The following is a 26,149-nucleotide window of genomic DNA, read 5'->3' as shown; positions in this document are numbered from 1 at the left end:
CTGAGCGATACTGGGTGAAATCGCAGTCAGCCCTTCTGCGAAACAACCACTGGTAGGTGTCGCCTTGTCATCCTGTACTCATTTCTGTACGTTCTCTGCATCCAGCGAGGACTTCAATATGCAAACCATCAACTACACCACCGCCCGTGCGCACCTGGCTGAGACTATGGACCGCGTCAATGAAGATCGTGCGCCGCTATTGGTCACCCGGCAGAAAGGTGAACCAGTAGTGATGATGTCTTTGGCCGAATACAACGCATTGGAAGAAACAGCCTACTTGCTTCGCTCCCCCGCCAACGCCGAACGGCTGATGAAATCCATTGGTGAGTTGCGCGCCGGCAAAGCCAAAGTCAGGCAATTGATCGAAGAATGAAAATCGAGTTCACGCCCACAGGCTGGGAAGACTATTTGTGGTTTCAGCAGAACGACAAGGCTGGGCTCAAGCGTATCAATCTTCTGATCAAAGCAATCAAGCGCGAACCTTTTGAGGGTGTCGGTAAACCAGAGGCGCTCAAACATAATATGAGCGGCCTCTGGTCACGCCGGATAACGGCCGAACATCGTTTGGTCTATGGAGTTGAGGACGGCGAAATTTGTGTCATCAGTTGCCGCTATCACTATTGAACCTGAGCTGAGTGGTTCATCAGAGCCCGCCCAACCCCTCTGACAATCATCCCCACCTCCCGCTCATCAATCGTCAACGGTGGCAGCAACCGTATCGTCTTGCCCCGAGTCACGTTGATCAACAAGCCATGATCCCGCGCCGCAATCAGCGTCAGGTCGCGTACCGGTTGTTTCAGCTCGACGCCGATCATCAATCCCATTCCACGAATCGCCAGTACATTCGGATTTTCCGCCAACTCTGCGCGCAGGCGTTCAATTAACCGTGCGCCCTGCCCCCGCGCATTCTCCAGCAGACCTTGTTCTTCAATGATATCCAGCACCGTGCAGCCGACCCGGCAAGCCAGTGGATTACCGCCGAAAGTGCTGCCGTGGCTGCCCGGAGTGAACAGATCCGCCGCGTGGCCGCGTGCCAGACAGGCGCCGATCGGCACGCCGTTGCCCAGGCCTTTGGCCAGGGTCATGACATCGGGAACGATGCCTTCGTGTTGAAAGGCAAACCACCGCCCGGTGCGGCCAATGCCGGTCTGAATTTCGTCGAGCATCAGCAGCCACGCATGGCGATTGCACAGTTCACGCAAGGCTTTGAGGTAGCCGGGCGGTGCGATTTGTACGCCGCTTTCGCCCTGGATCGGTTCGACCAGAATCGCCACGATGCGCGCCCCGTGTTTGCGCTGTACTTGCTCCAGCGCCGCGAGATCGCCGAACGGCACTTTGACGAAATCCCCCGGCAAGTCGCTGAAACCCAAGCGTACCGCCGGGCCATCGCTGGCGGATAAAGTGCCGAGGGTGCGGCCATGAAAAGCGTTGGCCATGACCACCACCAGCGGCTGCTCGATGCCTTTGCGCCAGCCGTACAGTCGCGCCAGTTTCAGTGCTGTCTCGTTGGCTTCGGCGCCGGAGTTGTTGAAGAACGCCCGCTGCATACCCGACAACGCTGCCAGCCGTTTGGCCAGTTGTTGCTGCCAGTCGATGCTGTACAGATTGGAGGTGTGCAGCAGCAATCCCGCCTGCTCGCTGATCGCCGAAACAATCCGCGGATGCGAGTGGCCGACGTTGGTCACGGCAACACCGGCCACCGCATCCAGATATTCACGCCCCGCCTGATCCCACAGGCGCGTGCCCAGGCCTTTGGTGAAACTCAGGGCCAGGGGTTGGTAGGTGTTCATCAGGGCGGCGGTCATGACGCGAAACTCCAGTGCAGGTCGGTGTGTTTGCAGTATGGTTAGCCACCTGAGCTGGATAAACTCACGAAAACTTCAATCATTTAAAAGCTGAGCTTGATAATGGATTTGTTCCAGTCGATGGGCGTCTACGTCAAAGTGGTCGAAACCGGGAGCATGACGGCAGCCGCCTCGGAGTGCGAAATGTCGACAACGATGGTCGGAAATCACCTGCGCGCGCTGGAGCAACGGCTCGGCGTACAACTGTTGCAACGCACCACCCGCCGCCAGCGGCTGACCGAATTCGGCAGCGTCTATTATCAACGTTGTCTGGAAGTGCTTGGCTTGGTGGCCGACTCCGAACGCCTTGCCGAACAAGCGCTGGACGAGCCGCGCGGCTTGCTGCGTATTGCCGCGCCACTGACCTTTGGCGTCGAACGACTGACCCCGGCCCTCAGCGAATATGCCTTGCTGTATCCGCAAGTGAAACTGGACGTGGTGTTGACCAACCGCCGCCCGGATCTGCTGGAGAACGGCCTCGATGTCGCGTTCCGGTTGGGCAATTTCGACCAATCCAACCTGATCGCCCGGCCCTTGATCGACTACACCCTGACGGTCTGCGCCTCCCCGCAGTACATCGCGCGACGCGGCATGCCGCACACGCCACAGGACTTGCAGCAACACGATTGTCTGTCCTTCGCCTACCCTGCCGGCGACGATTGGCAATCGGTGGAAAAACGCTGGCGCCTCAGCGGCCCGGAAGGCGAAGTGCTCGTCGACGTGAGCGGGCCGATGCTGATCAACAGCTCTGCCGGCTTGCACCAGGCAGCGCGCAATGGCATGGGGATCATGATGTTGCCCGATGCGCTGGTGGAACAGGATCTGCGCGACGGCAAACTGGTCAAGGTCATGGCCGATTACCAACCACCGAGCCGGCCGATGCACCTGTTGTATGCGCAGGATCGCTATCGACTGCCGAAGCTGAGACGGTTTGTCGAATTTGCGATGCGCACTTGGGGCAAGCCGCAAGATGCCATGAACGGGAAATGACCGGGCCATTGAAAAATCCCGACCACCAGACCGTTGCCCCGTGACAACGCCGCCCCGCTCCCCTAAATTAGTCGGCCTGAAAAAGACCTCGTGCTTTCTCGTCTCAACCCAAGTTAAAAAGTAGTGAAATTTCAATGTCCGATTTCAACACCGCTGAATCCGTAGTCACCCAGTCGTCCAAAGCGGAATACGAAAACTCCATCAATCTTTCACAACACCTGCCACAAGCCAAAATCATCAGCGAGATGGTCCTGGACGCGTTCCAGTCGACCCGCGAAAGCGACCAGATCCGCGAGTTGCGTGCGGCGATCCGCCAGGCGCATGACAGCTTTGATGACGATAAGGCGTACGAGCTGATGGGCGAACTCAAGCGTCTGAAAGACGCAGAGGCAGCGGACATCGCCGCGCTGGAGGATCTGAGCAGCAAGTTCTCGATCGGCCGCATTCTGTCCAGCTTCAAGGACGATCCGGCGTTTCAGGAAATCGTTTATGGTCTGGCGCTGAAAGTACTGAATCAGACCCATCAGGCGATCAGCAATCCGAGCGGCGGCAAGAGCAAGGCTGCGAAGAAGAAAGAAGTCGAAATCTTCACTATCAGCAAGGACGGCGCCAGCGTAACCCTGCCAATGCGCACCCCGCGTTCACGTCTGAACGTCGACCGTGAGGCGCTGGAATTTCTGGGCTTCACCTTCGTGGGCGAAGGCGATGAAGCCGAGCTGGAAAGCGAAACCTTCGTCGATAACGCCGGTACGGAACAGGCGGTGAACCGCAAGAACATCATCACCGCACTGCAGCAGCAGACGGCGTTTGATGGTTACAGCATCGCGGCGCAGTAATTTGACGAGCGCTTCACGAAAAAGCCCCGCGCTGAATGATCAGGCGGAGCTTTTTGTTTGGGCCGCCGACGACCTCAAGCCGAAGGATGCAAGGCCGCGATCATGTCCACCTCAATCGCCGCATTCTTCGGCAACTGATACACCCCAATGGTCGTGCGGGTATGCCGCCCGGCGTCCCCCAGTACATGACTGAACACATCCGAAGCGCCATTGGCCACTTCGCTCAGGTCAACGAAATCTGCGGTCGATTTCACATACACCGTGACCCGCAACAACGCACGGATCTTGTCCAGTGAGCCGACCGCATCGACGATCAGCGCCAGACACCGCATTGCACTGATGCTCGCGGCGGCTTGCGCGTCCTTGAGACTCAACTCCAGCCCTACCCGGCCTGGGTACAGAATCTTGCCATTGACCCGCGGCACCATGCCGCTGATGTACAGCTCATCATGATGACGAATCAGCGGCGCGTAATTGCCGCCGACGGTGTTCTCGCCATAGATGTCGTAGCTCAGTTCTTCGGCCAGGGCGATAAAGCGCTCATCGCAGGTCATCCGTTCGGTCATTGCGCCCAGCCTTTTGAGTTAAGCCAATTGTTTAGCCAGTTGTAGCCCGCATCAGGATCGCGGACGTGCGGATGACATATCTGGATCCAAATTTAGGTCTTTTACCTGCACTGAGCAACCAGCCTATACAGAGGCCGGTTTTAAAGCACTTCGGCTCTCCCGCCACACTAAAGCCAGTCGAGCGGGCACATCGCTACGATTGTCTCCATCCGACAGCAAACCTAGTGTCATAGGGAAACGAACCAAGCAATCAGCCTTGGTGCTAAGTACTTTAGCTACTATTTGCAGTTATAGCGATTTATCACTATAAGTATGAATATTTCCATATGAGATCAAGCTGTGGACAAGAATACCAACCCCTTCAACCCCGGAGCAGGTGTTTCCCCACCGGAGTTAGCGGGGCGATCGGAAGTACTGGAAACGGCAGATACTGCATTGGCGCGCACGAAGCGCGGCAAGCACGCCAAATCCTTGATGATATTAGGCTTACGCGGTGTCGGAAAAACGGTACTCCTGAATCAGATCAAAGACCGGGCTTTAGCATTGGGTTATCTCGCCGAAATGCAGGAGGCTCACGATGGAGCTGAGTTGAAACAGCTTCTGATTCCGGTATTACGCCGCGTGCTATTGCGTTTGGACCGAGTGCAGAGCACGGTCGAGGCGGTCAAAAGAGGGATACGCATACTTCGTAGCTTTATCGGCAATATCACTATTGCAGCGGGTGGGGCCGAAGTTACGCTTGGCGGAGACTCCGAAGCTGGCTATGCCGACAGTGGCAATCTGGAAGATGATCTGCGTGACGTCCTGATAGCAACAGCGGAGGCGGCAAGGGACGCAGGGACACCCGTCGCCATTTTGATTGATGAATTACAGTATCTTTCCAAAGACGAGCTGGGCGCGCTTATCCGCGGCATCCACGCAGTTAATCAGGCTGCTCTGCCTCTGATCCTTTTTGGTGCGGGTCTCCCGCAGCTTGCGGGGCAAGCGGGCGATGCCAAAAGTTATGCTGAGCGACTATTCGAGTTTCCTCGTCTGGGCGCTCTATTAGAGATAGATGCCTGGAAAGCCTTACGTGATCCTGTTGAAGAAGAAGGCGCGAGCATCTCTGACGGCGCATTGCGCGAGATTTTTGAAAAAACCCACGGCTATCCCTATTTTTTGCAGGAGTGGGGCTATACCGCTTGGAACATTGCCAAAGAACAGTCCATAACCGAGGCAGATGCGCAGGCAGCGACAGAGGAAAGCATCCGGAAACTTGACGAGTCTTTTTTCAGGGTCCGCTTTGATCGCACCACGCCGGCTGAAAGGGAATACATGCGTTGTCTTGCCGAGTTGGGAGAAGGACCACAACGCTCTACCGATGTAGCTAAAGCGCTGGGGCGAAACGCTACGAGCCTGGGCCCGGTACGCGATAGCCTGATCAAAAAGGGCATGATCTACAGTCCGGAATATGCACTCATAGCATTCACCGTTCCGCTGTTTGATGAGTTCATGAGGCGGGTGACTGTCTCACCACCTGCATAAATTTGGGATTAGCTTACGCACCCATCAAGCCACCGTGACAAGCTGTTGGACCAAGAAGCAAGCAAATCGGCACGTCCTAAAGCCAGCCAACAAAAAACCCCGCACATCTCTCAATGTGCGGGGTTTTTCATGAAGCCTGCAGCCTTATGGCGCGTACGTCAGCAGCAGCTCGCCCGGCACCTTGAAGTCCAGGGACATCATGACGCTCAACGCAGTGATGGTGAAGATCGAGAACACGAACAGCTTGCGTGCCCAGACGGTGTCATCCACTGCCTTGTAGCCGGTCCAGGCCATGTACAGCCAGTACATGCCCATGGCCGCGGCGACGGCGAGGTAGCTCATGCCGGCGTAGCCGCTGAAGGTCAGCATCAAGGTCGCCACGAGGAACGCCAGGATGTAGAGCAGGATGTGCTTCTTCGCCACTTGAATTCCGCGCTTCACTGGCAACACCGGAATCGATGCGGCCAGGTAATCGTTGAAGCGGAAGATCGCGATGGCGTAGGAATGCGGCATCTGCCACAGGCTGAACATCACCAGCAGGGTCAGTGCGGCCATGTCGAAGCTGTTGGTCACGGCAACGTAACCGATCACTGGCGGCATGGCGCCCGACAGACTGCCCACCAGCGTGCCGTGAACCGACTTGCGCTTGAGGTACAGGCTGTAGAAGCCGACGTAGATCACGAAGCCGATGATTGCGAACAGCGCGGCCAACGGGTTGGCCACCTTGTACAACAATGCAACGCCGAGAACACCCAGTATGGTCGCGTAAACCAGCGCCAGTTTCAGGGAGATCAAGCCCTGCACCAGCACGCGGTTCTTGGTGCGTTCCATCTTCAGGTCGATGTCGCGGTCGATGCAGTTGTTGAACACGCAACCGGAGGCCACGACCAGGGAAGTACCGATCATGGCGGCCAGAAACACCGCCAGATCGACATGCCCTTTCGAGGCCAGGAAGAACCCGCCTGCCACAGAAAGCACGTTACCGAAAATGATCCCCGGTTTGGTGATTTGGATAAAGTGCTTGAGCGACATCGGGTCTACCTCACTTCGCCATCATGTACGTGTGGATGCTGAACATGATCCACAGCGACAGGCCAACCAGCAGCACGATCACAATCGCCGTGAAGACGAACGCGATCACGTTGTTACGCTGAGCAATGGAACGGTCCAGGTGCAGGAAGTAATACAGGTGAACGATCACCTGGATCACTGCGAACAGCAGAACGATCGCCAGCGTGGTGGACTTCGGCAGGGTCGGGTACATCACCAGGCCGAACGGGATCACAGTCAGGATCACCGACAGGATGAAGCCGATGGCGTACGACTTTACGCTGCCGTGGCCAGCATCGTGGCTGTCATGGGAGTGTGCATTAGCCATTACAGGGTCCCCATCAGGTAAACAACGGTGAATACGCAGATCCACACCACGTCCAGGAAGTGCCAGAACAGGCTCAGGCAGCTCAGACGGGTCTTGTTGGTCGCCGTCAGGCCATGCTTGTTGACCTGGTACATCATCACGCCCATCCAGATCAGACCGGCCGAAACGTGCAGACCGTGAGTACCGACCAGGGTGAAGAACGCCGACAGGAAGCCCGAACGGCTAGGACCGAAACCCTCGGAGATCAGCAGGTGGAACTCGTTGATCTCCATGGCGATGAAGCCCGCGCCGAGCAGGAAGGTCATGAACAACCAGCCCAGGACCGCCTGCTTCTTGCCTTTGTACAACGCCAGCATGGCGAAGCCGTAGGTGATCGAACTGAACAACAGCAGAGCGGTTTCGCCCAGCACGTAAGGCAGTTCGAAGATGTCGTGGCCCGACGGGCCACCGGCAACGTTGTTTACCAGTACTGCGTACACCGCGAAGATCGACGCAAACAGAATGCAGTCGGTCATCAGGTAGAGCCAGAAACCGTATACGGTCATCTCGCCCGAGTCGTGGTGATGGTCATCGTGCCCATGGTCACCATGGGCGTGTCCAACATTGGTCACTAAGTTCGACATGGTTTAAGCCTGTTCCAACGAGGTTTCAACACGGGTGGCACCGGCCGGGATTTTCCCTGCCGCGACCAGACGCTTGTGCTGCTCGGCTTCGATACGCTCGATCGTTTCAACCGGAACCATATAGCCCTGGTCGTCACGTGCAGCGTGGATCACGAAGTAAACGACGGTGCCCACCAGGCTCGCGATCGCCAGCCACCAGATGTGCCAGATCATCGCGAAACCGAAGACGGTCAACAGCGCGCCCATCACCACGCCAGTGGCGGTGTTGTTCGGCATGTGGATCGGCTCGTACTTGGCCGGACGCTGGTACGCGGTACCGTTTTCCTTGGCTTCGGTGAACGGGTCGATGCAGTCGGCCTTAGGCAGCACAGCGAAGTTGTAGAACGGTGGTGGCGACGAGGTCGACCATTCCAGGGTGTGTGCATTCCACGGGTCGCCGTGTTCGCACATGTTCTCTGGCTTGTTGCGGTCACGCACACTGACGTACAGCTGGATCAGCTGGCAGGCGATACCGACAGCGATCATCACCGCACCGAACATGGCAACGTACAGGTACGGTACCCACTCAGGGTTGGTGGTGGCGTTCAGACGACGGGTCATGCCCATGAAGCCCAGTGCATAGAGCGGCATGAACGCGACGAAGAAGCCCGAAATCCAGAACCAGAACGCTGCTTTGCCCCAGCCTTCGTGCAGCTTGAAGCCGAACGCTTTCGGGAAGTAGAACGCAAAGCCTGCGATGTAACCGAATACCGCACCGCCGATGATCACGTTGTGGAAGTGCGCGATCACGAACAGGCTGTTGTGCAGCACGAAGTCAGCACCCGGGATGGCCAGCAGTACGCCGGTCATGCCGCCGATGGCGAAGGTCACCATGAAGCCCAGGGTCCACAGCACCTGGCTGGTGAAACGCAGACGGCCCTGGTAGATGGTGAACAGCCAGTTGAACAGTTTCACACCCGTCGGGATGGAAATCAGCATCGTCGCCAGACCGAAGAAGGCGTTGACGCTGGCACCCGAACCCATGGTGAAGAAGTGGTGCAGCCATACCATGAAGCCCAGCACCGAGATTGCGCCCGAGGCGTAGATCATCGAGTGGTGGCCGAACAGTTTCTTGCCGGTGAACGCCGAGATCACTTCCGAGAAGATGCCGAAGGCCGGCAGGATCAGGATGTAAACCTCAGGGTGGCCCCACGCCCAGAACAGGTTGACGTACATCATCGGATTGCCACCAAGTTCATTGGTGAAAATGTGGAAATCCATGTAACGGTCAAGGGTCAGCAGTGCCAGGGTCGCGGTCAGGATCGGGAACGAAGCCACGATCAGAACGTTGGCCCAGGTGCAGGTCCAGGTGAAGATCGGCATGTCCATCAGTTTCATGCCAGGGGTACGCATTTTCAGCACGGTGGCGAGGAAGTTGACCCCCGTCAGCGTTGTACCCAACCCGGATAGCTGTAGCGCCCAGATGTAGTAGTCCATCCCCACGCCAGGGCTGTATTGCAGACCCGACAGCGGTGGATAGGCAACCCAGCCGGTCTTGGCGAATTCGCCGACGCCCAGGGACAGGTTGATCAGCACTACGCCCGATACCAGCAGCCAGAAGCTCAGGGAGTTCAGGAACGGGAACGCAACGTCACGCGCGCCGATCTGCAGCGGCACTGCAAGGTTCATCAGGCCGGTGAAGAATGGCATCGCCATGAAGATGATCATGATCACACCGTGAGCGGTGAAGATCTGGTCATAGTGTTCAGGTGGCAGGTAGCCAGGCGAACCCTCGGTGGCCATGGCCAACTGGGTACGCATCATGATCGCGTCGGCAAAACCGCGCAGCAGCATGACCATGGCGACGATGATGTACATCACGCCGATCTTCTTGTGGTCGACCGAAGTCAGCCACTCGGTCCACAGGTACGTCCACTTCTTGAAATAAGTGATCGCAGCGAACAGCGCCAGACCACCGAGGGCGATCATGGCGATGGTCACCATCACGATCGGCTCGTGGAATGGGACTGCTTCCCAACTTAATTTACCAAACATCGTTTACTCCTCTGCCCCGGCAGCTGAATGCGAACCCGCGTCAATATCCGTGGCCGCCACTTCTTTCTCTTTCTTCTCGTGCTTCAGCGGCTTGCCCGGCTTCATACCTTCGTACTTGTCGACGATGATCTGGAACTGGTTCGGCGTGACCGACGAGTAGAGCTCGACTGGGTTGTTCTGGCTCGGTTTGGCAAGGGCCGCGTATTCAGCTTGATCAAGCTGTTTAGGTGACTTCTTGACTTCACTTACCCAGGCGTCGAAATCTTCCTGAGTGGTGGAGATAGCCTTGAATTTCATACCGGTGAAACCGGCGCCGCTGTAGTTGGCGGAGATACCGTCCATTTCAGCGTTGCGGTCGGCGATCAGGTGCAGCTTGGTCTGCATGCCCGCCATCGCGTAGATCTGGCCGCCCAGACCCGGGATGAAGAACGAGTTCATCACAGCGTCAGAGGTGATCTTGAAGTTGATCGGGGTGTGCGCCGGGAATACGATCTTGTTGACCGTGGCAATGCCTTGTTCCGGGTAGATGAACAGCCACTTCCAGTCCAGCGCGACGACTTCGATGGTCACTGGCTTGACGTCAGACTCGATCGGACGATACGGGTCCAGCTCGTGAGTCGAGATGTACGTGATGTAACCCAGGGCAATGATGATCAGCACCGGGATAGTCCATACCGCCACTTCGATTTTGGTCGAGTGCGACCACTTCGGCGTGTAGACGGCGTTCTTGTTCGAAGCGCGGTACTTCCAGGCAAACAGGAAGGTCATGACGATGACCGGCACGACGACCAACAGCATCAGCAGCGTGGCGGTGATGATCAGGTTGCGCTGTTCCAGGCCGACCTGGCCCGTTGGATTGAGCAAGGTCATGTTGCAGCCTCCCAGCAGCAACGTGCCGAGCAGCGGCACTAGGCCTAGTAATCTGGGGTACCTGTTTTTACTCATCTCACGACCTCTAAAGCAGCTTGCGCAATGCAGTTGGGTTTTGATCGCCAACACTTCACCCTGCCAAGGGTTGGCATTTTCTTTGGATTGAATAAGGGCCGCCCGTCGCGCGTCAGCCGCTCGACAAAACCTTGGGACAGCGTTCAGTTCTTATTCGAATTCGTGGTCAAAGGCCTTGTTACAGACCAATTCCATTTGGTGCGGAAAGTTGGAAGGCACCGACACCTGGGTGTCTCGAAAGCCTCGCGGCTCGCTCGACACCCGACCTCTTGATCAGTTCCTTAATAAAGGCTGAACAGTGCCGGGAATTCAGTGCGGGCGATTGTAGATAGGTAGCGCCCTATACACCATGTCTTATCCCGAAATAATTTTTATCACTCAGAGCAACAATCCCTCGCCATTTTTGCAAAAGTCGCCCATGTTATCGAAATCGTTTCTCAACAAAAACGTCAAAATTTGTAGGTGTAACCGCCTCAAATCAGACAGCTCCGCCACCCTGCTGCGAGGGTGCGATCGGCGCAAAGCCCGATGATCCAAGGGTTTTGGCCGATTGCCCGAGGCTGTTAAAACTGCCTGATCCGGGACATGCATCCTAAAGCCCGAAAACGTCGAAACTGGCCAATGTTTTTATGTAACAGGCGAGCAATCGAGCGCTTCGCCAGCCCCTGCGACAGCTCGCGTGTGACAACATGTCGCACACTTGCCGCACACTTCATTGCCGTTCGTCACGGCGTTTTCACCAGCGCTCTGAAATGCAAAACGCCTCGATTTTCCTCACGGAGAATCGGGGCGTTTTGTTTATCGGCACCTGTGCTGAAAAGTTGACTCAGCGCAGCGCTTTTCGATTACGCGAGGTCAGCAGCGGCACCAGAATCACCACCAGCACAAACGCCACCAGCGCCCATTGCGCCAGCGACAGGCCGAGGATCGGCGGGTACGGCGTCGAGCAGAAGCCATCAACCTGGAAACCCAGCGGGAAGACTTTTGCCAGCGGCAGATCATCAACAATCGGCTGCAGCACATCGACGCCGCAACTGACCGCCGGATAGAACTGGGTGTACACGTGGTGCCCGGCGACACCGGCCCCGGCAATCGCGCAGATCACCACCAGCGTTTCGAACACGGTGATGCTGCGACGGCTGCGCATCGCCGCGCCGATGAACGCGAACACGGCGATCAGCAGCAACGCGTAACGCTGCAGAATGCACAGCGGGCACGGAGCTTCGCCAAGCACGATCTGCATGTACAGCGCGCCACCGATCAGCGCCAGGCAAATGATCCCCAGCAACACCAGATAACGCCGCTCACGGCCCAATCGAATCGTTTCCTCGCTCATTGCCTTTCCCTTGTTAGTCCATGGTCCAGCCGGCCGGCGGCTGAAATTGTCGCAAGTCTACACCGGGGCAATAAACGATAGAGCGGTTAAGGAATGATTAACCTTGCGGCAGCGCTCATGATTCCGATCCGAGGCGCCTGCTTCGCGAGCAAGCCCGCTCCCACATTTGACCGCGCCTTACACAAGACTTGTGCTCGACGCCGATCCACTGTGGGAGCGGGCTTGCTCGCGAATAGGCAACTCGGTCTCAGATCATTCCAGGGCAGCAGCCGGCCCAAAGAACTCGTATCGGCTTTGCTGTTCCGGCACGCCCAGCGCTTTCAGGTGCCGCTTGATCGCGCCCATGAACCCTTTCGGCCCGAGGAAGTACGCATCGACATCCCGCTGCGCCGGCAACCACTCGCCGAGCTGTTCCCGACTGAGCAAACCGACGCTGTCCGCTGCCGGGCTCGCGCCATCGTCTTCGGCGTAGCAATAAAAGCGCTTGAGCTGTGGATGACGCGCCGCTAAGCCGTCGACCCAATCACGGAACGCGTGAACGCTGCCGTTGCGCGCGCAGTGGATAAAGTGCACCGGGCGCTCGGTTGCCAGCGCCGCTTCGAGCATCGCCAGAGTCGGAGTGATGCCGACGCCACCGCTGATCAGCACCAGCGGTTTGTCACTCGCCGCCAAGGTGAATTCGCCCGATGGCGGGAACAGTTGGATGCTGTCACCCACGTGCAGTTGATCATGCAAGTAATTCGATGCGCGACCACCCAGCTCGCGCTTGACGCTGATCCGGTATTGACCGTTGTTCGCCAGCGCCGACAACGAATAGTTGCGGCGGATTTCTTCGCCGTCGAGGATCAGTTTCATGCCGATGTACTGACCCGGTTCAGCCGCGAGAATCGGGCCTTTGTCCGCCGGCTCGAAGTAGAACGAGGTGATTTCAGCGCTTTCTTGCACTTTGGCCGCGACGATGAATTCCCGCGCACCGCGCCAGCCGCCGACGGCCTGTTCCTTCTGGTCATAAATGGCGCTTTCCGCACCGATCAGGATGTCGGCCAGTTGCCCGTACGCCGCGCCCCAGGCGCTCATCACTTCGGGTGTGGCAATCTCGTCGCCAAGTACCTCGGAAATGGCCCGGAGCAGGCAGGCGCCGACAATCGGATAATGCTCTGGCAGGATCTGCAGGGCCACGTGCTTGTTGATGATCTTTGCCACCAGATCGCCCAACTGGTCGAGCTGATCAATGTGACGGGCGTACATCAGCACGCCGTTGGCCAACGCCCGTGGCTGGTCGCCACTGGCCTGGTGAGCCTGGTTGAACAGGGGGCGCACTTCGGGGTACTCGGACAGCATCATCCGGTAGAAATGGGTGATCAACGCCTCACCGCCGCTTTCGAGCAGAGGCACGGTGGATTTGATGATGGCACGATCCTGAATGCTAAGCATAAGGTGACTCCTGCGCTTTCTTGAAAAGTGCTTTAGCGGTATCAGGTTTCGTGCCAACTAAATAATCGTTATAGATCAATAACTTAAAAATTGAGTAGTCATATCGACTCGATACGCCGTATAGTCATCTCGACTACATCGTGTCTTTTTGACTAGCAGCCTATGATCGCCAAATCGTTACTCACCACCCTGCTGCCCCTGGTCGCTGACCTGTCCCGCGAACTGCCCGAGGGCGAGCGCTACCGCCGTCTGCTGGAAGCCATGCGCGCGCTGTTGCCCTGCGATGCGGCGGCGTTATTGCGTCTGGATGGCGAATCCCTGGTGCCGCTGGCGGTCGACGGTTTAAGCACCGACACCCTCGGCCGGCGCTTCAAGGTCAGCGAGCACCCGCGTTTCGAGATTCTTCTGGCCGGCGCCGGGCCGACGCGCTTCGCCGCCGACAGCGACTTGCCCGACCCTTATGACGGCCTGGTCGAGGGCCTCGACGAGCACCTTGAAGTGCACGACTGTCTCGGCTGTCCTTTATTTGTCGATGAAAAGCTGTGGGGCCTGATTACTCTCGATGCGCTGGACCCGGAGCGTTTCGAACCGATCGAACTCGATGTATTGCAAGCCTTCGCCAGCCTCGCCGCGGCCACGGTCAACGCCGCCGAGCGCATCGAGCGCCTGGCGATTCGCGCCGAAGACGAGCATCAACGCGCCGAGGTTTACCGTCAGGCCAGCGGCCAGCAGCACCGCGAGATGATCGGCCAAAGCAAGGCGCACAAACACCTGATCGAAGAAATCAATCTGGTCGGTGGCAGCGACTTGACCGTGTTGATCACCGGTGAAACGGGCGTCGGCAAAGAACTCGTCGCCCAAGCCATCCATGCCGCCTCGCCGCGCGCCAACCAGCCGATCATCAGCCTCAACTGCGCCGCCCTGCCCGACACGCTGGTAGAAAGCGAGTTGTTCGGCCATGTGCGCGGCGCCTTCACCGGCGCCACCAGCGACCGCCGCGGCAAGTTCGAACTGGCCAATGGCGGCACCTTGTTTCTCGATGAAGTCGGCGAATTGTCGCTGACCGTGCAGGCTAAATTGCTCCGCGTGCTGCAAAGCGGCCAGTTGCAGCGACTGGGCTCGGACAAGGAGCATCAGGTCGATGTGCGCTTGATTGCGGCAACCAACCGCGATCTGGCCGAAGAGGTGCGCAGCGGGCGTTACCGTGCCGACTTCTATCACCGTTTGAGCGTGTACCCGCTGCGAGTGCCGGCGCTGCGCGATCGCGGGCGCGATGTCTTGTTGCTCAGCGGTTTTTTCCTTGAGCAGAATCGCTCGCGCATGGGCCTCAACAGCCTGCGCCTGACCGCCGACGCCCAGGAGGCGCTGCTCGCCTACGCATGGCCGGGCAATGTACGCGAACTGGAACACCTGATCGGGCGCAGTGCATTGAAGGCGCTGGGCAATTGCAAAGTGCGACCGAAGATTCTCAGCTTGAGCGCGACAGATCTGGATTTGCCGCGAGAGGTTGTGGATAACTTGGCTGAGCCGGCTCCAGCGGGTCTGCCTGACGAGATGCCAATGATCAACGGGGATTTGCGCAGTGCCACCGATGAGTTCCAGCGGCGGTTGATCAGCGCAGCGCTGGAGCGTAATCAGGATAATTGGGCGAGTGCGGCCCGGGAGCTGGGGGTGGACCGGGCGAATCTTGGGCGAATGGCCAAGCGCTTGGGCATGAAATAACCACGCCATGTAGCTTGCTTGATGACCTGTGGCGAGGGGATTTATCCCCGCTGGACTGCGCAGCAGTCCCATCTTTTGGGGCCGCTACGCGACCCAACGGGGATAAATCCCCTCGCCACAGATGTTTTTTCCTGCCGACAACTGACCTAAAGCCCCACCCTTTGACGCCGATAACCCGGCATCAATGGTTTCTGGCGATTTCCATCCTCGCCCATCACCTTTTTCCACAGAAGGTTCTTATGTCCTCCACCAAAGCCCGCGCAGATTCACTTTCGCTTCTGCTGTTTACCTTGCGCAGCGGCAAGCTGATGGCGATCAACCTGCTGAAAGTCAGTGAAATCATCCCCTGCCCGCCGCTGACCAAGCTGCCGGAGTCGCATCCGCATGTTAAAGGCATCGCGTCTCTGCGCGGTGCATCGTTGTCAGTGATCGACCTGAGCCGCGCCATCGGCGAACGCCCGCTGGAAGACCCGAACGGCGGCTGCCTGATCGTTACCGACGTCAGCCGTTCCAAGCAAGGCCTGCATGTGCAGGCGGTGAGCAAGATCGTCCATTGCCTGACCACCGACATCAAGCCGCCGCCCTTCGGCTCCGGCGGCTCGCGCGCTTACATCACTGGCGTGACCTCGGTAGATGGCACACTGGTGCAAGTGCTGGATATCGAAAAAGTCATCCACAGCATCGCCCCGGCGCAGATCGAAATGGCCCCGACCGACCTGTCCATGGAAGATGCCGAAGTCCTCGGCAATGCGCGGATTCTGGTGGTCGATGACAGCCAGGTGGCGTTGCAGCAATCGGTGCACACCCTGCGCAACCTCGGCCTGCAATGCCACACCGCGCGCAGTGCCAAGGAAGCCATCGACTGCCTGCTCGACCTGCAAGGCACCGCGCAGCAGATCAATCTGATTGTTTCTGACATCGAAATGTCCGAGATGGACGGCTACGCCTTCACCCGCACCCTGCGCGAGACCCCGGATTTCGCCCACCTCTACGTGTTGCTGCACACTTCGCTCGACAGTGCGATGAACAGCGAAAAAGCGCGACTGGCCGGGGCCAATGCGGTGCTGACCAAGTTCTCCTCGCCGGAATTGACCCAACGATTGATCGAAGCGGCCAAGCACGTCGCGGCCAACGGTCACTGAGTCTTGGCCGAGACGTTTTGCTTTCTGATGCGGCGCGACCTGGGTGCAGTCGGGCCGGATGCGCAATGGCCGTCAGGTATCGAATTGTCCGTTTACTGCGCTGAACTGGCGCCAGCGGTGCATCAGTTGATGCAACTCGGGCAGCGTGACGGTGGCGGCCGCGTGCCGCCGCTGAACGATTGGCAGCAGCGGTTTCTCAGCGATCCTGAATACGATCCGGCGCTGTGTTTCGTTGCTTGCGATGCCGGGGGCGTCGTTGGTGTAGCGCAGTGCTGGACCAGTTCGTATATCAAGAATCTGGTGGTGCATCCGCGCTGGCAGGGCCGCGGGCTTGGGCGAGGGTTGCTGCTGCATGCCTTCAAGGTGTTCGAGCAACGGCGCGAAGGGTTTGTTGATTTGAGAGTGCTGGAGGACAACCTGCGGGCGCAGCGGTTGTATGAAAGTGTCGGGATGTACGTGGTTCGACGGGAGATGGTCGCTGAATGATCCAGCGCCATCGCGAGCAGGCTCACTCCTACATTTGAAATGCGTTCCAACTGTAGGAGTGAGCCTGCTCGCGATGACGCCGGCACAGGCAACTTCCAACCCTCAGGCATACTCCAACCCTGGCCACTCACGACCAAGGATGCCCTTACCATGAAAGCCATCACCCTGGCCCTGCTCGCCCTCACCGCCCTCGCCCCCCAGGCCCGCGCCTCCAGCCCAGACGCCTGGGCCGCGTACGACAAAACCGTGCTCGCCAGCTGCACCAAGGCCAGCAACCTGAAAAACGTCAAACCGGTCGGCACACCCGCTCAATTCGATGATCGCGTCGGCTACACCGCCGTGCTGTTGCAAGGCCAATACCCGCAGAAACACATGAAAGGCCAGCAGGGCAGCGAACTGTGCCTGTACAACAAACAGTCAAAAACCGCCTTCGTTACCGAATGGGACTCGATCCGTCCAACCGCGAAAACCCGTTGAGTGGCGCATAACTTGCTTCGATCCGAGTCTGTGCGGTGGTTTTCCGCCACCGTTTCATACCTTGATTGAAGACAGATCGCTCAATGAATACGACGTTTTCCTGCGTAGGCTGCGGCAAGTGCTGCACCGACCACCATGTCCCGCTGACCTTGACCGAAGCCCGTATGTGGGCTGCGGATGGCGGTCAGGTGATCGTCCTGGTCGAGGCGTTTCTCGGCAATGGCCTGGGCTTGCCGGCGCAGCAACGCGAACATGCCGAACGCCGTTCGGTGGTGGTGCGCAGCGGGGCCACAGATGCGCATGTGGCAATCACCTTCGCAGCCTACAACGTCGGCCCCTGCCGGAATCTTGACGACGACAAACGCTGCCGGATCTATGAACGGCGCCCCTTGGTGTGCCGGATTTACCCGGCGGAAATCAATCCGCACATCCCGCTCAACCCCGCAGCCAAGGATTGCCCGCCCGAGTCCTGGGCACAAGGGGCGGCGTTGATCGTTGGCGGCGAGTTGGTCGATCAGGAACTGCTGACGCTGATCCAGCGCTCACGGCAGGCGGACCGGGATGACATTCAGCTCAAGGATGCGATCTGTGCAAGGCTGGGGATTCGTACCACGGCGCTCAAGGGTGACGGGTTTACCGCGTACTTGCCGAACATGGATGCGTTTGCAGCGGTGATCGACCAAGTGAGCGCGCAACCGCTGACGCCTGAACAGAGCGACTGGCTGTTTCATTTATCCGGCGATGATGTAGCGGGGCAAGTGCTGGCCGCGGGTGGGCAGGTAGTGACTGAGCCGGCGCAGACGTATGCGTTTATTTCATTGCGCGCGGCTTGATCTGACATTCGTGGTGTAGCGGCTGCCGCCTTCGCGAGCAAGCTCGCTCCCACATTGGATCTGTGCCGAACACTAGACCTGTGGGAGCGAGCCTGCTCGCGAAGGGCCAGCAAAGACACGGTCACTTGCGAATATCAGCGCTTACCCATCGACCGACGCGTCCCCGGCGGTGCCATCCCCGGGGTCTTGGTGTGGCCGTTCTTCGCACCATTCTTGTACCACGGCTGATTCGAGCCTTTCGCCGACGCCAGCTCGCCCGGTTTGAAGGGGAACTTGAACGCGGGGATATCGGCTTTGGTTTCGCTGGCGTCAGCAACTTCAGCCGGGACGTCGCTCACAGCGTCGTCAACCGACGGTTGGGTCGGGGAAGTCATAAAAGCTCCGGGAACAAAAAGTCGGCCCGATCAGTGAGCCGCAAAGGCGCGCAGTATACCTGTGCGCCATGGCTCGGCACCTGGAGATTTGCAGCGCACGCCGAACGGCTTGCAGACCAGCAAATCCTTTTCTGGGAACGATCGGTCCCTTTTGGGGACCGTTTAACAAAACTGACCGGTAGAGATGTGTTGCCCAATCACTCGCCTTCGCGAGCAGGCTCGCTCCCACAGAAAAGCAGAAGCAAGATCAAAAGATCGCAGCCTTCGACAGCTCCTGCATGGAGCTCGCGGCGCAGCCGCCCCTCTCAAAACAATGAGCGCAAGCTCGAGTACCGCTCTTGATCTTGATCTTGATCCACGGGCGACATCGGAAGGCTGAGTGGAGGGATTGATCCGGGGGCGGGAGCGCAGCGACCGTTTGGCGCAGCCAAACACAGCGAGAGGAGGTGCAGCGAAGCAAACCGGAGGCGCTGCCCCCCGTATCGATCCCGCAGCGAAGGAACCCCGAGCCCCAGCGAGCGGGCCGAACGCAGGAGCAAGCGTTTTTTGCTTACTTTTTTCGGCGCTTGTAAAAAAGTGAGTCGCCGTAAGGGCGAAACCCTAAGCCGCCGTTACCGCAGCAACGGATATATACACACCGAAACTGACAGCGCTGACAGCCAGCCGTCACCCTCCCGACCTGCAAACCCGTTTATAACTACCCAACCTGCCCCAACTCCGAACCCCGGCGCCCCGCATGCCAATCCAGAAAAACAAAGCCCTGCTCGCCATTCTGTTAATCCTGCTGGCAGCCGCCGGCCTGTGGTTTGCACTCAAACCCGCTCCGACCAGGCTCACCACCCCGACCGCTATTCCAGTGCGCGTCGTCGCAGTCAGCGCCAAAGACGTGCCGCGCTACACCAGCGGCATCGGCTCGGTGCTTTCACTGCATAGCGTCGTGGTGCGTCCACAGATCGACGGCATTCTCACCAAAATCCTCGTCAAAGAAGGCCAACTGGTCAAAGCAGGCGACCTGCTCGCCACCATCGACGACCGCTCGATCCGCGCCAGCCTCGATCAGGCCCGCGCGCAACTGGGCGAAAGCCAGGCGCAACTGCAAGTTGCCCTGCTCAACCTCAAGCGTTACAAGCTGCTCAGCGTCGACGACGGCGTTTCGAAGCAGACCTACGACCAGCAACAAGCCCTGGTCAATCAACTCAAGGCCACGGCTCAAGGTAATCAGGCCGCCATCGACGCCGCTCAAGTGCAACTGTCCTACACGCAGATTCGCTCCCCGGTCACCGGCCGCGTCGGTATTCGTACCGTTGATGAAGGCAATTTCCTGCGCATGACCGACACCCTGGGCCTGTTTACCGTGACCCAGATCGATCCGATCGCCGTCGAGTTTTCCCTGCCGCAGCAAATGCTGCCGACCCTGCAAGGCTTGCTCAACGACCCACAGAAAGCGCCGGTCAAGGCTTACATCGGCGCCGACACGGATGGCGAAACCGCCAACCTGCTCGGCGAAGGTCATCTGACCCTGATCGACAACCAGATCAACGCCAACACCGGCACCCTTCGCGCCAAGGCCGAATTCGCCAACGCCAGCCAAAAGCTCTGGCCTGGTTTGCTGGTGACGGTAAAGATTCAGACGGCTGTGGATAAAGATTCGCTGGTCGTTCCGCCCACCGTCGTACAACGCGGCCTGGAGCAACATTTTGTGTATCGCGTGAACGGCGACAAGGTTGAAGCCGTACCGGTGCAGATGGTTTATCAGGGCAGCGGTCAGGACATCATCAAGGGCGTCAACGCCGGTGACGTGCTGGTCACTGACGGCCAGTCGCGGCTCAAACCGGGTTCGACTGTGCAAGTCATGACCGAGCCGCCGCAAGTGGTGCAGGCGGAGCCGAAGCCATGACCTCGCACAAGGGCATTTCAACGTGGTGCATCGATCACCCGGTGGCGACGATCCTGCTGACGATTGCCTTGGTGCTGGTCGGAGCGATTGCCTTCCCGCGCCTGCCGATTGCCCCGCTGCCGGAAGCGGAATTTCCGACGATTCAGGTCTCGGCGCAGTTGCCCGGTGCCAGCCCCGACACCATGGCCTCGTCGGTGGCCACGCCATTGGAGGTGCAATTCAGCGCCATCCCCGGCATGACGCAGATGACCTCGAGCAGTGCCTTGGGCTCAACCCTGCTGACCCTGCAATTCACCCTCGACAAAAGCATCGACACCGCCGCCCAGGAAGTGCAGGCGGCGATCAATACCGCCGCCGGCAAGCTGCCCAAGGACATGCCGACGCTGCCGACCTGGAAGAAGGTCAACCCGGCCGACAGTCCGGTGCTGATCCTCAGCGTCAGCTCGACGCAGATGCCCGGCACCGAACTCAGTGACCTGGTGGAAACCCTGCTCGCCCGTCAGATCAGTCAGATCGACGGCGTAGGCCAAATCAACATCACCGGTCAGCAACGTCCGGCGATTCGGGTGCAGGCGTCGGCGGACAAACTCGCGGCAATTGGTCTGACTCTCGCTGACATCAGACTGGCAATCCAGCAGACCAGCCTCAACCTGGCGAAAGGTGCGCTGTACGGTGAATCAAGTATTTCCACACTGTCGACCAACGACCAGTTGTTCCATCCCGAGGACTACAGCCAACTCATCGTTTCCTACAAGGATGGCGCCCCGGTTCACCTGCGCGATGTCGCTAAAGTCGTCAATGGCGCAGAAGACGCCTACGTACAGGCCTGGGCTGGTGGTCGGCCGGGGGTGAACCTGGTGATCTCGCGCCAGCCCGGCGCCAACATCGTCGAGACCGTCGACCGCATTCAAGCGGCCCTGCCCGGCCTCGAAGCGATGCTGCCGGCCTCGGTGGAAGTGAAAACCCTGATCGATCGCACGCAAACCATCCGCGCTTCGCTGCATGAGGTGGAAATCACTTTGTTGATCGCGATCCTGCTGGTGGTCGCGGTGATGGCGCTGTTCCTGCGCCAGTTGTCGGCAACGCTGATTGTCTCGGCGGTACTCGGCGTCTCGCTGATCGCCAGTTTTGCGTTGATGTACGTGCTCGGCTTCAGCCTGAACAACCTGACGCTGGTGGCGATCGTCGTCGCGGTCGGCTTCGTGGTGGATGACGCGATTGTCGTGGTGGAAAACATCCACCGCCATCTGGAGGCCGGCGACGGCATGCGCGAGGCGGCGATCAAAGGGGCCGGCGAGATCGGTTTTACCGTGGTGTCGATCAGTTTCTCGCTGGTGGCGGCGTTTATTCCGCTGCTGTTCATGGGCGGTGTGGTCGGCCGACTGTTCAAGGAATTCGCCCTGACCGCGACCTCGACCATCATGATTTCCGTGGTGGTGTCGCTGACGCTGGCCCCCACTCTTGCCGCACTGTTCATGCGCAAACCGGTGCATCACGCCCACGCCAAACCCGGCTTCAGCGAACGCTTGCTTGGCTGGTACGAGAAAGGTCTGCGCCGCGCCCTCGCCCATCAGAAGCTGATGATCGGTGTGTTCGGTTTATCGCTGGCACTGGCCGTCGGCGGCTACATCTTTATCCCCAAGGGTTTCTTTCCGGTGCAGGACACCGGTTTTGTCCTTGGCACCACCGAAGCCGCTGCGGATATTTCCTACGGCGACATGGTGAAAAAACACTTGGCGATGGCCGAAATCGTCGCCGCCGATCCGGCGGTGCAGGCGTTTTCCCATTCGGTCGGTGTCTCCGGCAGTAACCAGACCATCGCCAACGGCCGCTTCTGGATCGCGCTAAAAAAACGCGGCGACCGTGACGTGAGCGCGAGCCAGTTTATCGACCGCATCCGTCCACAACTGATGAAAGTCCCCGGCATCGTGCTGTACCTGCGCGCAGGGCAAGACATCAACCTCAGCTCCGGCCCGAGCCGCGCGCAGTACCAATACGTACTCAAGAGTAACGACGGCGCAACGCTGGCGACCTGGACCCAGCGCCTGACCGAAAAACTGCGCAGCAACCCGGCGTTTCGCGACATTTCCAATGACTTGCAACTGGGCGGCAGCATCACCCACATCAACATCGATCGCAGCGCCGCGGCGCGTTTCGGCCTGACCGCCAGCGATGTCGACGAGGCGTTGTACGATGCGTTCGGTCAACGGCAGATCAACGAATTCCAGACTCAGGTCAATCAGTACAACGTGATTCTGGAGCTGGATACCAAACAGCGCGGCAAAGCCGAGAGCCTCAACTATTTCTACCTGCGCTCACCGCTCAGCGGGGAAATGGTGCCGCTGTCGGCGCTGGCAAGGTTCGACGCACCGACCATCGGCCCGCTGTCGATTGCCCACGACGGCATGTTTCCCGCCGCCAACCTGTCGTTCAACCTCGCCCCCGGCGTGGCGTTGGGCGATGCAGTGATTCTGCTCAATCAGGCCAAGGCCGAGATCGGCATGCCCACCGCGATCAGCGGCAACTTCCAGGGCGCAGCGCAGGCATTCCAGAGTTCGCTGGCCAGCCAGCCGTGGCTGATTCTCGCGGCGCTGGTGGCGGTGTACATCATTCTCGGCGTGCTTTATGAAAGCTTCGTGCACCCGCTGACGATCATCTCGACCTTGCCGGCGGCAGGCCTGGGCGCGGTGATCATGTTGTGGATCTGCGGCCAGGATTTTTCGATCATGGCGCTGATCGGGCTGGTGCTGCTGATCGGCATCGTCAAGAAGAACGGCATCCTGATGATCGATTTTGCTCTGGAGGCGCAGCGCCAGCGTGGGCTGTCACCGCAGGAGGCGATTTTCGAGGCGTGCATCACGCGGTTCCGGCCGATCATCATGACCACCCTCGCCGCCCTGCTCGGCGCCCTGCCGCTGATGCTCGGCTACGGCACCGGCGCCGAACTGCGCCAGCCACTGGGTATTGCCGTGGTCGGCGGCTTGCTGGTCAGCCAGATGCTGACGCTGTTCACCACGCCGGTCATATACTTATGGCTCGAGCGGCTGTTTCACCGGCCAAAACCTTTGCCTGCAGCGGCATTGGCGACCACAGACTGAGGCGGTCATGCGCGTTCTGATTATCGAAGACGAAGAAAAAACCGCGGACTATCTGCACCGTGGCCTGACTGAACAGGGCTACACCGTGGACCGCGCCCGCGATGGCGTTGAAGGTCTGCATCTGGCGCTGGAGTGCGATTACGCGGTGATCGTCCTCGACGTCATGCTGCCAGGCCTCGATGGCTTCGGCGTGCTGCGGGCATTGCGCGCACGCAAGCAGACTCCGGTGATCATGCTCACTGCCCGCGAGCGCGTCGAAGACCGCATCAAAGGCCTGCGCGACGGCGCCGACGATTACCTCGGCAAACCGTTTTCCTTCCTCGAACTGGTCGCCCGCCTGCAAGCGCTGACCCGCCGCAGCGGTGGCCACGAACCGGTGCAAGTGACCATCGCCGACCTCTGGATCGATCTGATCAGCCGCAAAGCCACCCGCGCCGGCACGCGCCTGGACCTGACCGCCAAGGAATTCTCCCTGCTCAGCGTACTCGCTCGCCGCCAAGGCGAAATCCTCTCGAAAACCGCTATTGCCGAAATGGTCTGGGACATCAATTTCGACAGCGATGCCAACGTCGTCGAGGTCGCGATCAAACGCCTGCGCGCCAAGCTCGACGGGCCGTTCGATGAAAAACTGCTGCACACCATTCGCGGCATGGGTTATGTGCTGGAGAGCCGTGGTGTCCAGTAACTCGATTGCGTTAAGACTCAGCGGGATGTTCACGCTGGTGGCGCTGCTGGTGTTTGTGTTGATTGGCGGTGCGCTTTATCAACAGGTCGACAAAGGTCTGGGTTTGCTGCCGGAAGCCGAACTCGACGCGCGCTACAGCGTGCTCGAATCCACCGTCGGCCGTTACGGCACGCCGGAGCATTGGGTGAAGATCAACAACAAACTCAAGCTGCTCGGCGAAGAAGACAAGCGCATCAGTTTCTGGATCAGCAGCGGCGATCCGCGCTACGAATACGGCCATTTCACCGCGCAGATCCGCGCTGCCGCCAACGGTCCGCTGGGTACGCACGACCTGCACCTGCCCGATCAGCCTTACCCGCTGAAAGTGCTGGTCAGTCAGTTCCCGGCCAAGGACCAGCGCCCGCCGCTGCGCTTCATGATCGGTATCAACACCGAGACGCTGCATCAGACCCAGCATCAATTGCTCATCGCCCTGATCAGCCTGGCGATTGTCGGAGTGCTGCTGGCCTCGGCGCTGGGTTACTGGGTCGCAAGAATCGGTTTGAAGCCGTTGATCAAATTGTCTCAGGAGGCCCAGCGTCTGGCGCCACCGCTAAGAGCCGGGCGCTTGCGTCTGTCGCCGTTGCCGCCGGAACTCAAGCAGTTTGTCGAGTCGTTCAACTCGACGCTGGAGCGGGTCGAACTGGCCTGGTCGCGGCTGGAATCGTTCAACGCCGATGTCGCCCACGAACTGCGCTCGCCGCTGACCAATCTGATCGGCCAGACCCAGGTGGCGCTGACCCGCGGCCGTTCTGCCGAACATTACTTCGAAGTGCTGCAATCCAATCTTGAAGAGCTGGAGCGACTGCGCTCGATCGTCAATGACATGCTGTTTCTCGCCAGTGCCGACCAGGGCAACAAAGCGACCAAATTGACCTCGACGTCACTGGCTGAGGAGGTAGCCACGACGCTGGAGTATCTGGATTTCATCCTTGAGGACGCGCAGGTTCAAGTGCAGGTCAGCGGCGATGCGCAGGTACAGATCGAGGTCGCACATCTGCGCCGGGCGTTGATCAATTTGCTCAGCAACGCGGTGCAGCATACCGAGCCGGGTCAGGTGATCGAAGTGCTGATCGAGGTGCAGGAACGTCAAGTGAGTATCGGTGTCGCCAACCCCGGCGCACCGATTGCCAATGAGCATTTGCCGCGATTGTTCGAGCGCTTTTATCGGGTCGATGCGTCGCGCAGCAACAGTGGCAACAACCATGGCCTGGGGCTGGCGATCGTCAAGGCGATTGCGCTGATGCATGGCGGGGATGTGTTTGTGCGCAGTGACCGGGGGATGAATACCTTCGGCATTCAACTCCCGGTCTGAATGCTCAGCCAAGCGCTGTGGCGAGGGGATTTATCCCCGCTCGGCTGCGCAGCAGTCGCAAATCCTGTACACAAGGTCTAAGGAATCTTTGAGGCTGGAATTCTTGGGGCCGCTTCGCAGCCCAACGGGGATAAATCCCCTCGCCACAGGCCACCATTGAGCACAGACCGGGTTGTTCCCCGTGCCGATCTTTGCTTGTGCTGTAACAGTCATTTATGAAAATCACGCTGTTTCGCCAGCCTCGGCAACCTTATCTTTGCCCGCACCAAACAGCACTTGCCAAGCAAGAAGGTTTTCCAGATGTCCAACAGTATGGGTATTGCCAGCGCGTTCGTTTTGTCCTCATTGATCCTCTCGCCAATGGCGATGGCTGAAGAATCGCAGTCGTTCGTGGCGCACAACGTCGCTCGCGCTCAGGCGTTCGACCAGCATCAGGCCGAGGTGATGGCCAAGGCGCAAAACGCCACGCAAGCCCCGCAGGCTGCGACTTCCCAGGCGCAAGCCAGCGAGACCGACAGCTGAATCGCGCAACACACCAACGTTTCCCTCGACGCGGTTGTTTGGCTCTTCC

General features: G+C 59.0%; 25 protein-coding genes. 15 read left to right on the top strand and 10 right to left on the bottom strand.

The window, feature by feature from the left end; all coding sequences use genetic code 11:
- The first annotated feature begins 118 nt into the window (after positions 1-118).
- Entirely contained in the window at positions 119-373 is a 255-nt protein-coding gene (locus tag HU765_RS09200) for a type II toxin-antitoxin system prevent-host-death family antitoxin (protein ID WP_042608352.1), read from the top strand.
- Entirely contained in the window at positions 370-624 is a 255-nt protein-coding gene (locus HU765_RS09195; RefSeq protein ID WP_186619830.1) for a Txe/YoeB family addiction module toxin, read from the top strand. The genes HU765_RS09200 and HU765_RS09195 overlap by 4 nt, the downstream gene beginning before the upstream one ends.
- Here the strand turns inward: HU765_RS09195 and HU765_RS09190 are convergent.
- Complete coding sequence (locus HU765_RS09190) at positions 618-1,805, bottom strand: aspartate aminotransferase family protein (protein ID WP_186619829.1); 1,188 nt, start codon at positions 1,803-1,805, stop codon at positions 618-620. The two genes, HU765_RS09195 and HU765_RS09190, sit on opposite strands and share 7 nt — an antisense overlap.
- Before the next feature lie 102 nt (positions 1,806-1,907).
- Here HU765_RS09190 and HU765_RS09185 point away from each other — a divergent pair, with 102 nt between their 5' ends.
- A complete protein-coding gene (locus HU765_RS09185; protein ID WP_186549057.1) occupies positions 1,908-2,834 on the top strand; it encodes a LysR family transcriptional regulator in 927 nt (308 codons plus the stop codon).
- A gap of 134 nt (positions 2,835-2,968) precedes the next feature.
- A complete protein-coding gene (locus HU765_RS09180) occupies positions 2,969-3,670 on the top strand; it encodes a hypothetical protein (RefSeq protein ID WP_016773307.1) in 702 nt (233 codons plus the stop codon).
- Between the two features lie 74 nt (positions 3,671-3,744).
- Here HU765_RS09180 and HU765_RS09175 read toward each other — a convergent pair whose 3' ends face one another.
- Entirely contained in the window at positions 3,745-4,236 is a 492-nt protein-coding gene (locus HU765_RS09175) for a RidA family protein (RefSeq protein ID WP_186619828.1), read from the bottom strand.
- A gap of 339 nt (positions 4,237-4,575) precedes the next feature.
- Here HU765_RS09175 and HU765_RS09170 point away from each other — a divergent pair, with 339 nt between their 5' ends.
- The gene (locus HU765_RS09170; protein WP_186619827.1) at positions 4,576-5,760 is read left to right on the top strand and encodes an AAA family ATPase; all 1,185 of its coding nucleotides are present in this window, start codon (positions 4,576-4,578) and stop codon (positions 5,758-5,760) included.
- 144 nt (positions 5,761-5,904) lie between these two features.
- Here HU765_RS09170 and cyoE read toward each other — a convergent pair whose 3' ends face one another.
- The 7 genes from cyoE to hmpA form a co-directional block, all read right to left on the bottom strand.
- The gene (cyoE, locus tag HU765_RS09165) at positions 5,905-6,792 is read right to left on the bottom strand and encodes a heme o synthase (protein WP_186530385.1); all 888 of its coding nucleotides are present in this window, start codon (positions 6,790-6,792) and stop codon (positions 5,905-5,907) included.
- Positions 6,793-6,802: 10 nt separating this feature from the next.
- A complete protein-coding gene (gene cyoD / locus HU765_RS09160) occupies positions 6,803-7,138 on the bottom strand; it encodes a cytochrome o ubiquinol oxidase subunit IV (RefSeq protein ID WP_011335842.1) in 336 nt (111 codons plus the stop codon).
- Positions 7,138-7,761 (bottom strand): cytochrome o ubiquinol oxidase subunit III, encoded by a 624-nt coding sequence (cyoC, locus tag HU765_RS09155; protein ID WP_090286077.1) that lies wholly within the window; start codon positions 7,759-7,761, stop codon positions 7,138-7,140. The genes cyoD and cyoC overlap by 1 nt, the downstream gene beginning before the upstream one ends.
- Positions 7,762-7,764: 3 nt before the next feature.
- A complete protein-coding gene (gene cyoB / locus HU765_RS09150) occupies positions 7,765-9,795 on the bottom strand; it encodes a cytochrome o ubiquinol oxidase subunit I (RefSeq protein WP_186619826.1) in 2,031 nt (676 codons plus the stop codon).
- 3 nt (positions 9,796-9,798) lie between these two features.
- On the bottom strand, positions 9,799-10,740 hold the full coding sequence (cyoA, locus tag HU765_RS09145; protein WP_024014231.1) for a ubiquinol oxidase subunit II: 942 nt from the start codon (positions 10,738-10,740) through the stop codon (positions 9,799-9,801).
- An 826-nt stretch (positions 10,741-11,566) separates the two neighbouring features.
- A complete protein-coding gene (locus HU765_RS09140; RefSeq protein WP_186549048.1) occupies positions 11,567-12,076 on the bottom strand; it encodes a disulfide bond formation protein B in 510 nt (169 codons plus the stop codon).
- Positions 12,077-12,328: 252 nt separating this feature from the next.
- On the bottom strand, positions 12,329-13,510 hold the full coding sequence (gene hmpA / locus HU765_RS09135) for an NO-inducible flavohemoprotein (protein ID WP_186619825.1): 1,182 nt from the start codon (positions 13,508-13,510) through the stop codon (positions 12,329-12,331).
- A 162-nt stretch (positions 13,511-13,672) separates the two neighbouring features.
- Between hmpA and norR the strand changes: the two genes are divergently transcribed.
- The 5 genes from norR (at position 13,673) to HU765_RS09110 (ending at position 18,170) form a co-directional block, all read left to right on the top strand.
- A complete protein-coding gene (norR, locus tag HU765_RS09130; RefSeq protein ID WP_186619824.1) occupies positions 13,673-15,232 on the top strand; it encodes a nitric oxide reductase transcriptional regulator NorR in 1,560 nt (519 codons plus the stop codon).
- Between the two features lie 239 nt (positions 15,233-15,471).
- On the top strand, positions 15,472-16,374 hold the full coding sequence (locus HU765_RS09125; RefSeq protein ID WP_133338371.1) for a chemotaxis protein: 903 nt from the start codon (positions 15,472-15,474) through the stop codon (positions 16,372-16,374).
- Between the two features lie 27 nt (positions 16,375-16,401).
- On the top strand, positions 16,402-16,860 hold the full coding sequence (locus HU765_RS09120; RefSeq protein WP_186619896.1) for a GNAT family N-acetyltransferase: 459 nt from the start codon (positions 16,402-16,404) through the stop codon (positions 16,858-16,860).
- A 150-nt stretch (positions 16,861-17,010) separates the two neighbouring features.
- Positions 17,011-17,337, top strand: coding sequence for a hypothetical protein (locus tag HU765_RS09115; RefSeq protein ID WP_186619823.1), 327 nt, complete (start codon positions 17,011-17,013; stop codon positions 17,335-17,337).
- 83 nt (positions 17,338-17,420) lie between these two features.
- Positions 17,421-18,170 (top strand): YkgJ family cysteine cluster protein, encoded by a 750-nt coding sequence (locus tag HU765_RS09110; RefSeq protein WP_186619822.1) that lies wholly within the window; start codon positions 17,421-17,423, stop codon positions 18,168-18,170.
- A gap of 134 nt (positions 18,171-18,304) precedes the next feature.
- Here HU765_RS09110 and HU765_RS09105 read toward each other — a convergent pair whose 3' ends face one another.
- Complete coding sequence (locus HU765_RS09105; protein WP_186549037.1) at positions 18,305-18,544, bottom strand: hypothetical protein; 240 nt, start codon at positions 18,542-18,544, stop codon at positions 18,305-18,307.
- A 736-nt stretch (positions 18,545-19,280) separates the two neighbouring features.
- Between HU765_RS09105 and HU765_RS09100 the strand changes: the two genes are divergently transcribed.
- The 5 genes from HU765_RS09100 to HU765_RS09080 all read left to right on the top strand — a co-directional run bounded on the left by HU765_RS09100 (position 19,281) and on the right by HU765_RS09080 (position 26,100).
- Positions 19,281-20,441, top strand: coding sequence for an efflux RND transporter periplasmic adaptor subunit (locus HU765_RS09100; RefSeq protein WP_186619821.1), 1,161 nt, complete (start codon positions 19,281-19,283; stop codon positions 20,439-20,441).
- The gene (locus tag HU765_RS09095; RefSeq protein WP_186619820.1) at positions 20,438-23,539 is read left to right on the top strand and encodes a multidrug efflux RND transporter permease subunit; all 3,102 of its coding nucleotides are present in this window, start codon (positions 20,438-20,440) and stop codon (positions 23,537-23,539) included. The genes HU765_RS09100 and HU765_RS09095 overlap by 4 nt, the downstream gene beginning before the upstream one ends.
- Before the next feature lie 7 nt (positions 23,540-23,546).
- Positions 23,547-24,224, top strand: coding sequence for a heavy metal response regulator transcription factor (locus HU765_RS09090; RefSeq protein ID WP_186549026.1), 678 nt, complete (start codon positions 23,547-23,549; stop codon positions 24,222-24,224).
- A complete protein-coding gene (locus HU765_RS09085; protein WP_186619819.1) occupies positions 24,214-25,578 on the top strand; it encodes a heavy metal sensor histidine kinase in 1,365 nt (454 codons plus the stop codon). The genes HU765_RS09090 and HU765_RS09085 overlap by 11 nt, the downstream gene beginning before the upstream one ends.
- 300 nt (positions 25,579-25,878) lie before the next feature.
- Complete coding sequence (locus HU765_RS09080) at positions 25,879-26,100, top strand: hypothetical protein (protein ID WP_186619818.1); 222 nt, start codon at positions 25,879-25,881, stop codon at positions 26,098-26,100.
- Positions 26,101-26,149 lie beyond the last annotated feature (49 nt).

It is taken from the genome of Pseudomonas sp. SWRI81, from assembly GCF_014268545.1.
Lineage (GTDB): Bacteria > Pseudomonadota > Gammaproteobacteria > Pseudomonadales > Pseudomonadaceae > Aquipseudomonas > Aquipseudomonas hamedanensis.
This window is presented reverse-complemented; position numbering and strand designations above follow the sequence as displayed.